At 67.9% G+C, this 13,964-nt stretch carries 9 protein-coding genes; 4 read left to right on the forward strand and 5 right to left on the reverse strand.

From position 1 onward, the window contains the following. The first annotated feature begins 111 nt into the window (after positions 1–111). Complete coding sequence (locus C8D93_RS12060) at positions 112–3,141, forward strand: parallel beta-helix domain-containing protein (protein WP_110265450.1); 3,030 nt, start codon at positions 112–114, stop codon at positions 3,139–3,141. Between the two features lie 17 nt (positions 3,142–3,158). Here the strand turns inward: C8D93_RS12060 and C8D93_RS12065 are convergent, their stop codons facing one another. The 3 genes from C8D93_RS12065 to C8D93_RS12075 are packed head-to-tail and all read right to left on the reverse strand — an operon-like array spanning position 3,159 to position 6,833. Then, positions 3,159–4,190 (reverse strand): medium chain dehydrogenase/reductase family protein, encoded by a 1,032-nt coding sequence (locus tag C8D93_RS12065; RefSeq protein WP_110265451.1) that lies wholly within the window; start codon positions 4,188–4,190, stop codon positions 3,159–3,161. Continuing rightward, positions 4,187–5,974, reverse strand: coding sequence for an acyl-CoA dehydrogenase (locus C8D93_RS12070; RefSeq protein ID WP_110265452.1), 1,788 nt, complete (start codon positions 5,972–5,974; stop codon positions 4,187–4,189). Before C8D93_RS12070 ends, C8D93_RS12065 begins: the two co-directional genes overlap by 4 nt. A 28-nt stretch (positions 5,975–6,002) precedes the next feature. Further along, complete coding sequence (locus C8D93_RS12075; protein ID WP_110265453.1) at positions 6,003–6,833, reverse strand: enoyl-CoA hydratase/isomerase family protein; 831 nt, start codon at positions 6,831–6,833, stop codon at positions 6,003–6,005. Positions 6,834–7,050: 217 nt separating this feature from the next. Here C8D93_RS12075 and ada point away from each other — a divergent pair, with 217 nt between their 5' ends. Together ada and C8D93_RS12085 are read left to right on the forward strand one after the other, a co-directional pair. Further along, positions 7,051–8,160 carry a bifunctional DNA-binding transcriptional regulator/O6-methylguanine-DNA methyltransferase Ada gene (gene ada / locus C8D93_RS12080; protein ID WP_245903898.1) on the forward strand — a complete coding sequence of 370 codons (1,110 nt, stop codon included), beginning with the start codon at positions 7,051–7,053 and terminating at the stop codon, positions 8,158–8,160. Beyond that, entirely contained in the window at positions 8,157–8,846 is a 690-nt protein-coding gene (locus tag C8D93_RS12085) for a 2OG-Fe(II) oxygenase (protein WP_110265455.1), read from the forward strand. The genes ada and C8D93_RS12085 overlap by 4 nt, the downstream gene beginning before the upstream one ends. A gap of 33 nt (positions 8,847–8,879) precedes the next feature. Here C8D93_RS12085 and C8D93_RS12090 read toward each other — a convergent pair whose 3' ends face one another. Both C8D93_RS12090 and C8D93_RS12095 read right to left on the reverse strand, forming a co-directional pair. Then, on the reverse strand, positions 8,880–11,465 hold the full coding sequence (locus C8D93_RS12090) for a TIR domain-containing protein (RefSeq protein ID WP_170124012.1): 2,586 nt from the start codon (positions 11,463–11,465) through the stop codon (positions 8,880–8,882). A gap of 127 nt (positions 11,466–11,592) precedes the next feature. Continuing rightward, a complete protein-coding gene (locus C8D93_RS12095; protein WP_146216586.1) occupies positions 11,593–12,564 on the reverse strand; it encodes an SMP-30/gluconolactonase/LRE family protein in 972 nt (323 codons plus the stop codon). Between the two features lie 156 nt (positions 12,565–12,720). Here C8D93_RS12095 and C8D93_RS12100 point away from each other — a divergent pair, with 156 nt between their 5' ends. Further along, a complete protein-coding gene (locus C8D93_RS12100; protein ID WP_110265458.1) occupies positions 12,721–13,956 on the forward strand; it encodes a helix-turn-helix domain-containing protein in 1,236 nt (411 codons plus the stop codon). Positions 13,957–13,964 lie beyond the last annotated feature (8 nt).

Consider the following 13,964-nt stretch of genomic DNA (forward strand, 5'->3'; position numbering starts at 1 on the left):
TGACGTTTCGGGTCAAGCGGGCGACGGAGTGGATCAAAGAGAATCCGCCGCTTGTCCGCGCGGGCTCCTGCGGTTCGTGCCCGCGCCTCGTCACTTCACCCGGATTTCGTCATGGTCATCAAGCGTCTTCTCGTCATTGCTGCAATGTGCAGCGGCTTCGTACTGAGTGCCTGCCAGGGCGGCAGCGATCCGGTACCGGGTCCAGGGCCCGCGCCGGGACAGGGTGGCAGCGGTGACGGCCGGCTGTTTCGCATCGAGCCCGGTCCCGAAGCGACGACGCAGATGGTGCTCGCCAGCATCGACGCCAGGCCGGGTGACGTGATCGAGTTCGCCGAGGGCTACTTCGAACTGTCGAGCGGCATCCAGATCACCGGCACCGAGGACATCCTCGTGCGCGGCGCCGGTCGCGACAAGACCGTGCTGTCGTTCAAGAACAGTTCCAGTCAGGAAGGCCTGCTGGCCTCGAACGTGCGCGGGCTGACGGTGCAGGACCTGACCGTGCTCGACCCGCCGGGCGACGCGTTCAAGCTGCAGGGGGTGAACTGGGGCACGCTGCGGCGCGTGCGCGCGATCTGGTCGAGCGGCCGCCACCTGGAGAACGAGCGCCTGATCACCGCCAGCAACTACCAGGCTGCGATGCAGGTCGCCTGCACGGATCCGGCACGGCACAACCCGAACAATCCCAACCCGCTGGAGACGGACACCGACTCACCGGACTACACGGTGAGCAATCTCTCAGGCCGCTACGGCATCTACCCGGTCAACTCGCAGAACATCCTTGTGGATGACGCGATCGCCATCGGTGCATCGGATGCCGGCATCTACGTCGGCCAGACCGACACGGCGATCATCAAGAACAGTCGCGCGGCGTTCAACGTCTTCGGCTTCGAGATCGAGAACGTGCGCGGCGGCGAGTACGTCGACAACCTTGCCGAGTGCAACACCGGTGGATTCCTCGTCTACGACCTCGACGGCCTGACCCGCTACGGCAGCCGCACGCGCGTCTACCGCAACGTCTCGCGCAACAACAACACCTACAACTTCGCGACGCCCGGCAGCATCGTGTCCAACATCCCGCGCGGCAGCGGCATGATCACGATGGCCTACGACAAGATCGACATCTTCGAGAACACCTTCGAGAACAACGGCACCGCCGGGATCATCCACACGAGCTACGACCTGCTCGGCGTGCCCGGCGACCGCCGTCTCGACAAGTACACCGAAGGCGTCCACATCTGGAACAACCGCTTCATCAACAACGGCAACGACCTGCCGACGCCAGACTTCGCGGCGATCATCGCCACCGGCGGCGAGCAGGTCACCTCCGCGTTTCCGACGCTGGTCGGCCTCAAGGTGCTGGCCGGAGGCGGTGGCTACCGCGGTGCGCACATCGCCTGGGACGGCTACATGGATGAGCTGGACGCGGACTGTCCGTACCCGGTCGACGACCAGGGCCAGCCGGTGCCGGCCGACGCCGAGGGCAAGCCGATCCAGGGCAACCAGTACCCCAACCCGAGCTGCCGCTACAACGCCTACAAGTTCGACCAGAACGGCGTGCGCCTGAAGCCGGAGTGGTGGTTCTCGTGCATCGACGCGGACAACGACTTTGCCGATGACAGCCTGACCTTCGCCAACTTCAAGGGCACCAAGGGCCTGGACATCCTGCTCGATGCGCCTCCGGGCGATCTGGACGACATCGTCAGCGGTCTCTCCGGCATCCAGGACTTTCCGGCCGATCTCGACATGAGCGCGCACCAGTGCGTGGCCGCGTACGGCCGCAACCTGCCGCCGCTGCCGCCGATCGTGATCCCGCCGTTCCAGCGCTCCGGCAGCGTCGCGCCGGCGCCGACGCAGGAGCTGATCGATCGCCTGTGCAAGGCCAGCGTGCCCGCGGGCTACGTCAACGAGGACGCCTACGCCGTCAACTGCCCGACGCTCGACCAGTACCACCTGTTCAGCGATCCGCAGGATCCGCGCAGCCTGCCCAACGGCCGCGGCGTGCCGTTCGCGATGAACTCCAAGCTGTTCTCGGACTACTCGACCAAGTTCCGCGTGGCCTACATCCCCACCGGCGAGCAGGCGATCTACCGCGACGGCAGCGACGGCGTGAACGCCACGATCCTGTTCCCGGTCGGCACCATCCTGGCGAAGAGCTTCGCCTTCGCAGATGAGACCCAGGGCACCGAGCAGGTCGCCGAAACGCGCCTGCTGATCAAGCGCGCGAACCCGGACGGCAGCCCGTACTGGGAGGGCCTGGAGTACATCTGGCAGGAAGAGAACGGCCAGCGCGTCGCGCGCCTGACGCAGCAGGGCGGCGTGGCCAGCGTGTCGTGGAACTACCACGACGTGGACTCCGGCACCTCGCATGTCGGCAGCACCGACGCCTACTCGCTGCCCAATGCCAACCAGTGCCAGATCTGCCACGCCAATGACGATGCCGAAACCGGTGCGGCGCCGATCGGTCCCAAGCCGCGCAACATGAACGGCCCGTACCGCAGCGAGTCGCCGCTGGGCGCGGCGCAGGATCATCCGGTGCTGGGACACAACCAGATTGTCTGGTGGTGCAGCAACGGCCTGATGAAGAACTGCCCGGACGACCTCGCCGTCGATCCGCTGACCAAGGCCGCCACGGCCATCGAGCGCAATGCGATCTACAACAAGCCCGGCGATGCCGGCTATCCGGCCGGCAGCGATGCGGACATCGAGGCGCGGGTGCGTTCGTATCTCGAAGTCAACTGCGCGCACTGCCACAACCCGCGCGGACTCGCGCAGAACACGGGCTTCTACATGGACGTGTTCCGCCCGGTGAACGACACCTATGGCATCTGCAAGGGACCGACGGCGAGCGGCAGCGAAGGCCGCGGCGGTCGCGAGTACGACATCGTGCCGCAGCACGCCATCGACTCCATCCTGCCGTACCGCCTGGGACCGGAGGCGACGACGCTCGCGGCGAAGATGCCGCCGCTGGCGCGCAGCGTCGTGCATACCGAGGCCTGGGAGCTGATCAATACCTGGATCGACACCGTCGTCGACGACAGCTACCCCAACGCCAACGCCTGCGGCGACAGTGGCGGTGGCGGTTTCGGCGGATTGCCGCTGCCTCTGCCGTTGCCGATCCCGCTGCCGCCACCACTGGGCTGAGGCCCGACGGCGTCCACTCAGACCAGCACCAGCTTGCCGGTGCTTCCACCCTCGCCCAGCAACTGCTGGGCGAGGGCGGCCTGTTCCAGCGGGATGCACTTGCCGACCTGTGGCGCGATCCGGCCTTCGGCGAGCCACTGCATCAGTTGCGTCAGGTCCTTGCGGTAGGCCGCCGGGCGCTGATCCATCCAGGTCTTGACGTTGTAGCCACCCACGGTCTTGCTCTGCGTCAGCAGCGCGATCGGTGAGTGCTTTGCGCCGGTCACGGCGCGCAGGATGCCGGGCAGGCTCATGCGACCGTTCTTCGCCATCGACAGGCCGCCGTAGCTGACGACGCTGCCGGAGGGCTTGATCAGGCGGACGGCGCGCTGCGTTTCCTTGCCGCCGATCGCATCGAGCACCGCTTCCACGCCGCGTCCATCGGTCATCTCGCGCACTCGCGCGTCGATGTTCTCGTGTCGATAGTCGATCGGCTCGCCGCCGAGTTGGCGAACCAGCTCATGCTTGCCCTTCGACGCCAGTCCGATGACACGAATGCCGCTCAGGCGTGCCAGATCCAGCACGGCGGTGCCGACACCGCCTGCCGCGGCGTGAATGAGCACGGTGTCGCCGGCATCGAGACTCGCCACGCGGTGCAGCATCTGGTACGCCGTCAGGTAGTTCAGCACCAGCGCCACCGCGGGCACCGGATCCACGCCCTGCGGAACCGGCACGCAGTCCGCCGCGGGCAGCAGGCGATGTCGCGCATAGCTGCCATGCACCGTCAGTGCCGCAACACGCAGTCCGACAGGCAGCTCCGGAGGTACGTCCGGCCCGGTCGCGTCGATCTCGCCCACGATGTCGTAGCCCGTCGTGCGCGGCCACGGCAGGCTGACGGGATACAGGCCTTCGCGCAGCATGATGTCCGCGAAGGCCACACCGGCCGCCAGCATGCGCACCCGCACCTCGCCGGGCCCCGGTTGCGGCATCGGCACCTTACGGACCTGCAGAACCTGCGGGCCGCCGCGCCGCATGGCGCTGACGCAGACGGTTTCGCTCACGGTGTTCATAGTGCTTGCGCGTCGACGGTCAGCAGGGTGTCGTCCAGTCCACTCAGCAGCGCCGCCTGACGCTCGATCTTCGGCAGCTCCCAGCGGAAGAAGAAGCGGCAGGCATTGATCTTGGCCTGGTAGAAGTCACGGTCCGGTGCGTTCTCGCTCAGGCGCTGGTGTGCGGCCAGTGCCTGCTCCAGCCAGATCCACGCGATGACGGTGTGTCCCAGCATCTCCAGGTAGATCCAGGAATTGCACAGGAAGCGGTCGGTGTCCTGGGCCGCGGCGGCGACCAGCGCGGACGTGGTGTCGGTGACGATCCGGGTTGCGGCCTTCAGGGCCTGCGCGTGTTCAGCCAGCGCGTCGACCTGGGCGGCGGTCTCGGCGGTCTTGCCCAGCCGGCGCATCAGCAGCTTGAACGCTGCACCACCGTGCATCGTGACCTTGCGTCCGAGCAGGTCGAAGGACTGGATGCCGTTGGTGCCCTCGTGGATCGGATTGAGACGGTTGTCGCGGTAGATCTGCTCCACGGGGTAGTCGCGGGTGTAGCCGTAGCCGCCGAGGATCTGGATGGCCCAGTAGTTGGCTTCGAGGCAGTAGTGCGAGCTCCACGCCTTGATGATGGGCGTGAGGATCTCCAGCTCCAGCAGCAGCGCCTGCTGCTGGTCCGCGTCGTCGCTGGCGGCGCGCTCGTCAACCAGCTTGGCGCCGTACAGGCACAGCGCCACCGCACCTTCGGCATACGCCTTCTGCGTGAGCAGCATGCGCTTCACGTCCGGGTGCTCGACGATCTTGAGCTGCGGCTGTGTCGCGTCGCGGCTGCTGAAGCTGCGGCCCTGCGGGCGTTCGCGCGCGTACTGCAGCGAGTACTCGTACGCCGAGCAGCCCTGTACGGCGGCATTGAAGCCGACGGCGATGCGCGCCTCGTTCATCATGTGGAACATGAACGACAGCCCCTTGTGCGCCTCGCCGATCAGCTCGCCGTAGCAGTCGCCGTTCTCGCCGAAGTTCAGCAGGGTGTTCACGGTGCCGCGGTAGCCCATCTTGTGGTTCAGGCCGGCGAGCACGACGTTGTTGCTCTCGGCCGGGCGCCCGGCGTCGTCGAGGCGGTAGCGCGGCACGATGAACAGCGAGATGCCCTTGGTGCCGGGCGGTCCTCCGGGAATCTTCGCCAGCACCAGATGCACGATGTTCTCGCCGAGCTCATGTTCGCCGCCGGAGATCCACATCTTCGTGCCCTTGAGCCGATAGCGACCGTCGCCCATGGGCGTCGCCGTCGTGCGGATATCGGACAGCGACGAGCCCGCCTGCGGCTCGGACAGGCACATCGTGCCGAAGAAGCGGCCCTCGATCATCGGCCGCATGTAGCGATCCTTCTGCGCCTCGCTCGCGTGGGCCGCGAGCAGGTTGGAAGCGGCCATCGTCAGAAACGGATAGCCGACGGTGCAGGCATTTGCGGCGTGGAAGAACCAGGCGACCGCCTGCGAGACCAGAAAAGGCAGTTGCACACCGCCGTACTCGGGAGCGAACGTCGCGGACAGAAAGCCCTGGTCGATATAGGCGTCGATGGCCTGCTTGACCTCGGGAATCAGAACCACCTTGCCGTCGACGATGTGCGGCTCGTGGGCATCGGCCCTGGCGTTGTGGTTGGCGAACTTCTCCATCGCAAGGCGCGCAGCGGCGTCCAACATGGCATCGAAGCTCTCGCGACTGTGCTCCGCGTACAGCGGGCGCTCGCACAGTGACTCCACGTCCAGCAACTCGTACAGAAGAAAATCGAGGTCCCGGCGGTTGACCTGCATCGCGTACTCCTGGTGCGGTGACTGCGCTTCAACCGAAGCGCCGGCGGCGTTCGTGCAGCGCTGCCTGCAGACCGTCTTCCGCCGCCTTGGCAAAGAACTGCACGAAGGTTTCGCTCTGGTGAAACACGGCGTCGAGTTCCGCCGCCTGATCGCCAGACGCGAACAGACCCATATTCTCGTAGAAGCGACTGGTCGCCTGCTTGAGAATCGCGAGATTGTTGGCCGGCGTCCTGGCGACATCGGCGGCCAGTGCATCGACGGTCGCTTCGAGTTCGTGCGCCGGCACGACGCGGTTGACCAGCCCCAGTCGCTCGGCCTCCGTGGCGCTGAACAGGCGCGCGGTGTACAGGAACTCGCGGGTCTTCTTCATGCCGATGAGCATCGGCCACAGGAAAACCGTCGGTGGGATGCCCAGGTCGCGTCCGGCCGGATGCCCGAACTTGGCGGTTTCGGAGGCGACGACGAGGTCGCACATGGCGATCAGTTCGCCGCCGCCGGACAGGCACAGCCCCTGCACCTGCGCGATGATGGGCTTGGGGAACTTCCACATCGCCCACCAGTATTCGAGCAGCGCTTTGATGTCTTCCCGGTCGCGGTCGAGATTCAGCCGCCCGCTGACGTCGATCGGGTTCTGCGACAGGATCCAGTCGCTGCCGTCGAGGTCGTAGCCGGTGGTGAAGGCCTTCCCGGTGGCCTTGAGCACGACGACCGATATCGTGTCGTCGAACTTCACCGAGTCCAACGCAGCTTTCAGGTCGTCCAGAAAGCTGCGCGTCATCGCGTTCATCTTCTCCTCGCGATTGAACGTGATGACGAAGATGTTGGCGCGTCGTTCGGTCAGCAGGTTCGGCTCGGACATGGCGGCGTGTCGTTCTGTGCAGGAGATGTTCGCCGGACGATAGCCGGCCGCCGAGCGCGCCCGCCCCCTGCATCCGGACGACGAAGCGGGGCCTGGCCATGCCGGGTACCCTGGTCGACACTTCAAGCCAAGGAAGAGATCAGTCGGCAAGAATCGGATAGGTCGTGCACGGGGCGGGAGCGACACTGTCTGCACCAGAAGACACCGGAAATGTGCCATGAAGACCTCTGCGCTTCTCGAGCAAGCTGGCATGAAGCCTGACGACGACACCTGCTGGGCCGCCGTGCGCGACCGCGATCGCGCTTTCGACGGCCGGTTCTTCTACGGCGTGCTCAGCACCGGCGTGTACTGCCGGCCGTCCTGCGCGTCGCGCACTCCGCTGCGTCGGAACCTGCGCTTCTATGCCGTGGCTGCCGATGCCGAGCGCGACGGCCTGCGTCCGTGCAAGCGCTGCAAACCCTTGGCGCGCACGGCCGACGAGGCGACGATCCGCACCGTGCGCGAGCTGTGCCGCTACATCCAGCAGCACAGTGATCAGAACCCGGGCCTGGAGCAGCTGTCCCGGCGGGCACATCTGAGTCCTTCTCACCTTCAGCGCCGCTTCAAGGCCGTGCTCGGCGTGAGCCCGAAGGACTTCGTCGAGTCCTGCCGGCTGGACGCCCTGAAGCGCAAGCTGCGCGACGGCCGTTCCGTGGCCGCCGCAACCTACGACGCAGGCTTCGGCAGCAGCAGCCGCGTCTACGAGCGCGCCGCGCATCGGCTGGGCATGACGCCCAGGCAGTACCGCGCCGGCGGTCGCGGTGTGGACATTTCATGGGCGCTGTCGGAGACGCCGCTGGGTTTGCTGATGATCGGCGCCAGCGATCGTGGCCTGTGCTTCGTGCAGTTCGGCGCGAGCGAGTCCGAGCTGCGCGGGCAGTTGCAGGCGGAGTTCCCGCAGGCGGCGATCACGCCGATGCCGGCGAACGCCCGCGACCAGTTCGCGCAGTGGATGCAGGCCCTGTCGCGTCACCTGTCGGGCCGGCAGGTCGCACTCGATCTGCCGCTGGACCTGCGCGGTACCGCGTTCCAGATGAAGGTCTGGAACTACCTGCTGAAGATCCCCTACGGAGCGCTGCGCTCCTACAGCGAGGTTGCACAGGCGATCGGCGCACCCCGCGCCGTGCGCGCCGTCGCCAGCGCCTGTGCCGCGAACCGGGTCGGACTGGTCGTGCCCTGCCATCGCGTCATCCGCGGCGATGGCGGACTCGGCGGCTACCGCTGGGGACTGGAGCGCAAGCGCAGCCTCATCGATCTCGAACGCAGCGTCCGCACGGCGGGCGCATGAATCGCGTCGACTGGCGTGCGCTGCAGGGCGAACTCGACGCCGATGGCGTGGCGCGCATTCCGGCGCTGCTCGACGCCGCTTCCTGCGAGACCCTGCGCCGGCTCTATGCGGACACCGGCCGCTTCCGGTCGCGCGTAATCATGCAGCGCCACCACTACGGCCGCGGCGAGTACCGCTACTTCGACGATCCACTGCCGGATGTCGTGCAGGCTTTGCGCGAGGCGGCCTATCCGCCACTGGCCATGGTCGCGAACGCATGGGCCGTGGCGCTCGGCGAGTCGCACCGATATCCGCCGACACACGCCGACTATATCGAGCGCTGCCGCGCCGCCGGACAGACCCGCCCGACGCCGCTGCTGCTCCGCTACGGCGCCGGCGACTACAACTGCCTGCACCAGGACCTCTACGGCGAGCAGGTGTTTCCGCTTCAGATCGTGATCCTGCTCAGCGAACCCGGGCGCGACTTCGAAGGCGGAGAGTTCGTGCTGGTCGAGCAGCGTCCACGCATGCAGTCACGCGTCCGGGTGGTACGGCTGCAACAGGGCGATGCCGCGGTCTTTGCCGTCAACCGCCGGCCCGTTGCCGGCGCGCGCGGCGCCTACCGCGTCGCCATGCGCCACGGCGTCAGCCGCATCGAGTCGGGCGAGCGCTTCGCGCTGGGCGTCATCTTTCACGATGCGGCCTGAGCCGGCTGCCTCGGGCAGCGTGGGGCGAACCCCCTAGACGCCTGACTCGATACGCCGGCCATCGCGGTCGTGGAAGATCCGCTCGACGGCCACGCCGCGTTCGTAGCGGGTCGTCTTCGTGGCCCAGCCTCCGCCGCGCCGGTTGACGGGCTGCAGGTCGGTGCCGAGACAGGATTGCCGAAGTTCGTTGCCGAACGGATCGCGTTCGGTCTGCAGGATGGCGAAGCCATCCGGACCGATGACCAGATCGCCCGCGGCATCGCGGTATCGTCGTTCGACTTCCAGGTCGTAGCGGTCGCGCACGATCTCAGCCATGGAGACGGGCGGTGCACCGTTCTCGCCTTCCTCGTAGTGTTCGGCGGCCACGACCCCCGATCCGTCGTACTCGAAGCGCACCGCCGCGTAGCCGCGTGAACCGTGATGCGGACTGCCGGTCGCGTCGACGTGACGCCGGCGAAGCAGACGTCCGCGGCTGTCGTACTCGGCATTCCACCCGTGGCCGTCGTCACCGACGGAAGCGGGCCGGTCCCGGTCATCGTAGTGGCGCCGCTCGATCTCGTTGCCGCCGGCGTCGAAGCGGGAGCGACGAACGGAGTAGCCCTCCGCGTTGATCACGGGCATGCCGTTCTCGTCGAAATGGCGCAGCTCCGCCAGGTTGCCGAAGTCGTCGTAGCGATAGCGCAGGATGGCATGACCGTCCGGCCCTGAAACGAGGTCGTGATCGGAGTCGAGCAACCTCGTCTCGACGACGTTTCCGCGTTCGTCCCGGTCCACGGAGAGCACGGCGGCGCCCCGGTCCGGCCGGAGATGGCGGCGGCCTTCTTCGTCGAAGAACGCCCACTCGACGATATTGCTGCGCTCGTCGTAGCGCAGCCGGATGCGCGCGCCCCAGCGGGTGCGCGTCGGCCGGCCGTCGGGATCGAGGAAGTCCTGGTCGACCATGTTGCCGCGGTCGTCGTAGCGGAACCGGTTGATGGCGTAGCCATTGCGGTTTCGCGTGGGGCGTTCGTGACGGTCCAGTTCGGCGGCCTCGACCAGCAGGCCCCGGTCGTCGTACGTCGCGACGAGTACGGCAGAGCCTCCGAATCCTTCTGTCAACGCCCCGTCGGCGCTCCGCCCCTCGACGCGAATGCGATCGCCACGATCGTCGAACCGCGACACCAGCACTTCGGTCCCCTCGGACGATGACGTCCATGTCGGCAGCCCCTGCGCATCGAAGTAGGCCTCGCGTACCCGGTTGCCGCGACCGTCGTAGGCATAGGTCACGCGGGCCCAGCGATCCCGGTTTGCCGTGGGACTGCCGTCGGCATCGAAGCCGGCGACGCCGATGGGGTTGCCTGCCTCGTCGTACTGCCATTCGAATCGCGCAACGCCCTGTCGGCTCACGCGCGGCCGACCGTCGATGTCCTCGAATCGTGTTCGCGCGAGGTGACCGCGTGCGTCGTACTCGTTGACCGTCACCGGCCCGACTTCGTTGCCGTCGGCGTCGAGGGGACTGCGCCGGGTTTCCCGGCCACGCGCGTCGTACTGCATGCGGTAGCCGAAAGCCTTGCGGTCATCCGGCCGCGGCTGTCCACGGGAGTGCAGGAAGTGCATGACGATGTCGCGGCCCAGCCGGTCGCGCTCGAAGTGCACGTAGTAGATGCCGCTGCGGGCGTTCGCTGCGGCAAAGCCTTCCCGTGTGAATTGCGCGAGATCGGGCTCGGTGTAGCTCAGCGACTGGAGCGGATCGCCGAACATGTTGAGCAGGCGTTCGGCGCGGATACTGCCATCCCGAGCGTAGCTGAAACGCGCGCTGCAGATTCGAAGATTCCTGGACTGCCACTCGTCGCCGGAATGCTGTCCGAGAACGTCGGCCATGCCCGACGCCGTGCAGTGACCGGAGCCGTTGGTCCGGTCGACCCGGGAGGGTGGGTTGAGCCGGCCGCTGCGGAGGAAGCGGTACGACGCGTGACGCTGCGATGCATCCTTGCGCGATATCCGGTCCACCCCGGTCCAGATGCCGTCGGTGCGCACGAATTTGTCGTAGTACGTGACGTGCTCACGGACGAAGAGATCCCAGTAGAGCGCGGTGCCGAGCAGGGCACCGGCGCCGACGGCCGCGGCCGCGAGCTGCCTGCGCTGTCGTCGTTGCGCCTCGCGATCGCGCAGCTCGGTGAAGTTCACCACCGCCATCGCCGCCACGAGCTTCAGCACCCCGACGTCGTGCGCCGCACCAGAACGCAGGTCGGCGGCGAGCGGCTCCTCCCCTTGGTCGCGAAGCGCGGCCGGAAAGACCGACGGCGGATCCCCGTCGAGCAGCACGCACAGGATCCCCTGCGGGCCGTGCTTGCTCGCAAAGTACTCGACCTCGGCATTGACGTAGGCGGAACGTGCCGATGCCTTGGAGCACAGCACAATCAGCCAGCGCGACTCGTCAAGCGCGGCCTGCAGACGCGATGTGAGGCTGGCCGAGGCTTCGAGTTCTTCCAGGTCCCGGAACACGGGGATCAGCCGCTTGGGCAGCCGATGGGCCCGGCGCACCGACGCGGGTAGTGTGTAGTGCTCCAGCTCGCGATGCAGCCGCGTTGCCGCCGCACTGTCGGCATGCGCATACGAGAGGAAAGCCCAGTATCTCAACGACGCCCCCGGGCCGTGCTCGACGGCCACCTCCGGACACGGGCATCAGTATGCGCAAGTCGAGCCGGCGCAACTGCGAATTTTTCGACAGAGGACAGCCTGCTGCAGCCGGCGGCCGTGCGATGCCCTACGGTCGGCGTCTGAACACGCTCAGCTGATCCAGCGGCAGGTTGTTGTCGAGCAGCACGCCGGTTTCGGTGACGACGATGTCGGTCGGCGCGAACATCGGCGGTCGGCCCAGTCGCACCGAGGACGGGAAGCTGAAGACCCCGGGCGCGGTGGCCTGTAGCAGTTCGCCGTCGCGCGAGATCAGGCTGATGCGGCCGGTCAGGAAGTTCGCCAGCAGCACGCCGTCGTCGACCAGTCCGAGGTCGTCGTGGACGTCCACTTCGAAGAAGATCGGCGTGACCGCACCGGCGCTGCCGTCCGGCAGCAGGTCGACGTGATAGATGCTGCCGCCGTCGGTGCCGAAGAATCGGGTGCCGTCGGCCTGCAGGCCATTCGGAAAGCGCAGGGTGTTGCCGACGCCGAAGGAGAGCAGGCCGAGCTCGCTCCCCTGGACCCAGACCTCCTCGTGCGCGACCTTGAACGGGTCACCGGGGTCCAGCGTCAGGCGCTTGATCTTCGGATCGGGCACGCAGAGGTTCAGCGGCTCGTCGACGATGTACAGATTGCCGTCCGCGCCCACCGCCGTGCCGTTGGCGATGCACATACCGGTCATCGTGTGAATGACCTGCAACTGCGGCGCGTCCAGGCGCGTGGCCCAGACCGCTCCGTCGCCGCCGATCGCGTACAGGACATCGCCTTTCACCGCGAGTCCGGTATAGCCGCGCGCTTCGGAGATGAGCTGGCGGGCGAACTGGCCGTCGGCATCCTGCACGATCTCGAAGACGCCGACGCCGCTGCTGACGAACAGGCGTCCGTCGTCGCTGAAGACGAGGTTTTCCGCACTGGGGATGTCGAGCAGCACGGTGCGCTCGCCGCACTCGCTGCTGACACAGAGCATGGTTGCATCGACCGCCGGTGCCGGGTTGCCGTCGGTATCGCTGCAGCCGCACAGCACGGCAAGCAGCGCCATGGCTGCCAACGTGAATCTCATGCCCCGATCTCCCCTTGACTGCGCACGCGCGACGGTCGTGTGCCGAATGGCCGCCAGTGTAGCTTGCGGCCCGCCGGCGTAGGTCAGCGCCGACACCGGCCCGGTGTGCGTGGCACGTCCGCAGCGCATCGCGCGGCGCCGCGCTAGCCTGTCGGCATGGATTCCCTGATCGTCGCGTCCGCTCGCGCGCTCGCTGCCGGCGACGCCATCGGTGCGCTCAAGCGTGTGGCCTTGCGCGAGGACGCGCCGGCGCTGGCCCTGCGCGGCATCGCGATGGCGCAGCTCGGGGAGCTGGGGCGGGCGCGGGAGCTGTTGCGGCGGGCCGGCCGCGGCTTCGGCGCCAGCGAGCAAAAGGCGCGGGCGCGCTGCGTCGTCGCCGAGGCCGAGGTCGCCCTGGCGATGCGTGATTTCGGCGCCGCGCCGCGGACGCTGCTCGCGGCCGCGGAACTGCTCGCCGCGCGCGGCGACCGTGCGAATGCGCTGCAGGCGCGGCTGATCGCCGTGCGCCGCCTGGTGCTGCTGGGGCGCCTCGATGCGGCGGCCAGCGACCTGGAACGACTCGATCTGGACGGCGTGTCGCCGACCCTGGTCGCGGTGGCCGAGTTGCTGAGCGCCGAGCTGGCCTTGCGCGCGCTGCGGACCGAACACGCGCGCGCCGCACTGTTGCGGGCGGCGCAGGCCGCGGCACAGGCGCGGATTCCCGCGCTAGCGGCAGAGGTGGCGGAGGCGGCGCAGTCGCTCGAACGTCCCGCGGCGCGCCGGCTCAGCGCGCAGCGTGCGGAGCAGGCCCTGCGGCTGGACGAGGTCGAAGCGCTGCTGGCGTCCGGCGCGCTCGTCGTCGATGCCTGCCGGCGCGGCGTGCGGACCGGCGACGATTGGCGGCCACTGGCGCGACGCCCCGTGTTGTTCGTGCTGGCGCAAACCCTTGCCGAAGCCTGGCCGGACGATGTAGGCCGCGAAACGCTGATCGAACGAACGTTCCGGCTGCGCGATGCGGACGAGACCCACCGCGCGCGGCTGCGCGTGGAGATGGGCCGCCTGCGCAAGGCGCTTGCCGGTGTGGCGCGCATCGACGCGACGCCGCGCGGCTTCGTGCTGCAACCGGAGACGGCGCGCGACGTGGTGGTGCTGGCGCCGCCGATCGCCGGCGAGCAGGCGTCGCTGCTGGCCCTGCTGTCCGACGGTGCGGCATGGTCGACGTCGGCCCTTGCGCTGGCGCTGGGGGCGAGCCAGCGCACGGTGCAGCGTGCGCTCGCGGAGCTCGAAGCCCAGGGGCGGGTGCGTTCCGTCGGCCGGACGCGGACGCAGCGATGGCTGGCCCCGTCGCTGGCGCCGAACCTCGCCGCATTCACGACGATCTTGTTACTCCCCGCTGCGCTGCCGTCTGGGTAGATTGGCCT

It is taken from the genome of Sinimarinibacterium flocculans (assembly GCF_003201205.1).
In the GTDB taxonomy this organism is placed as follows: domain Bacteria; phylum Pseudomonadota; class Gammaproteobacteria; order Nevskiales; family Nevskiaceae; genus Solimonas; species Solimonas flocculans.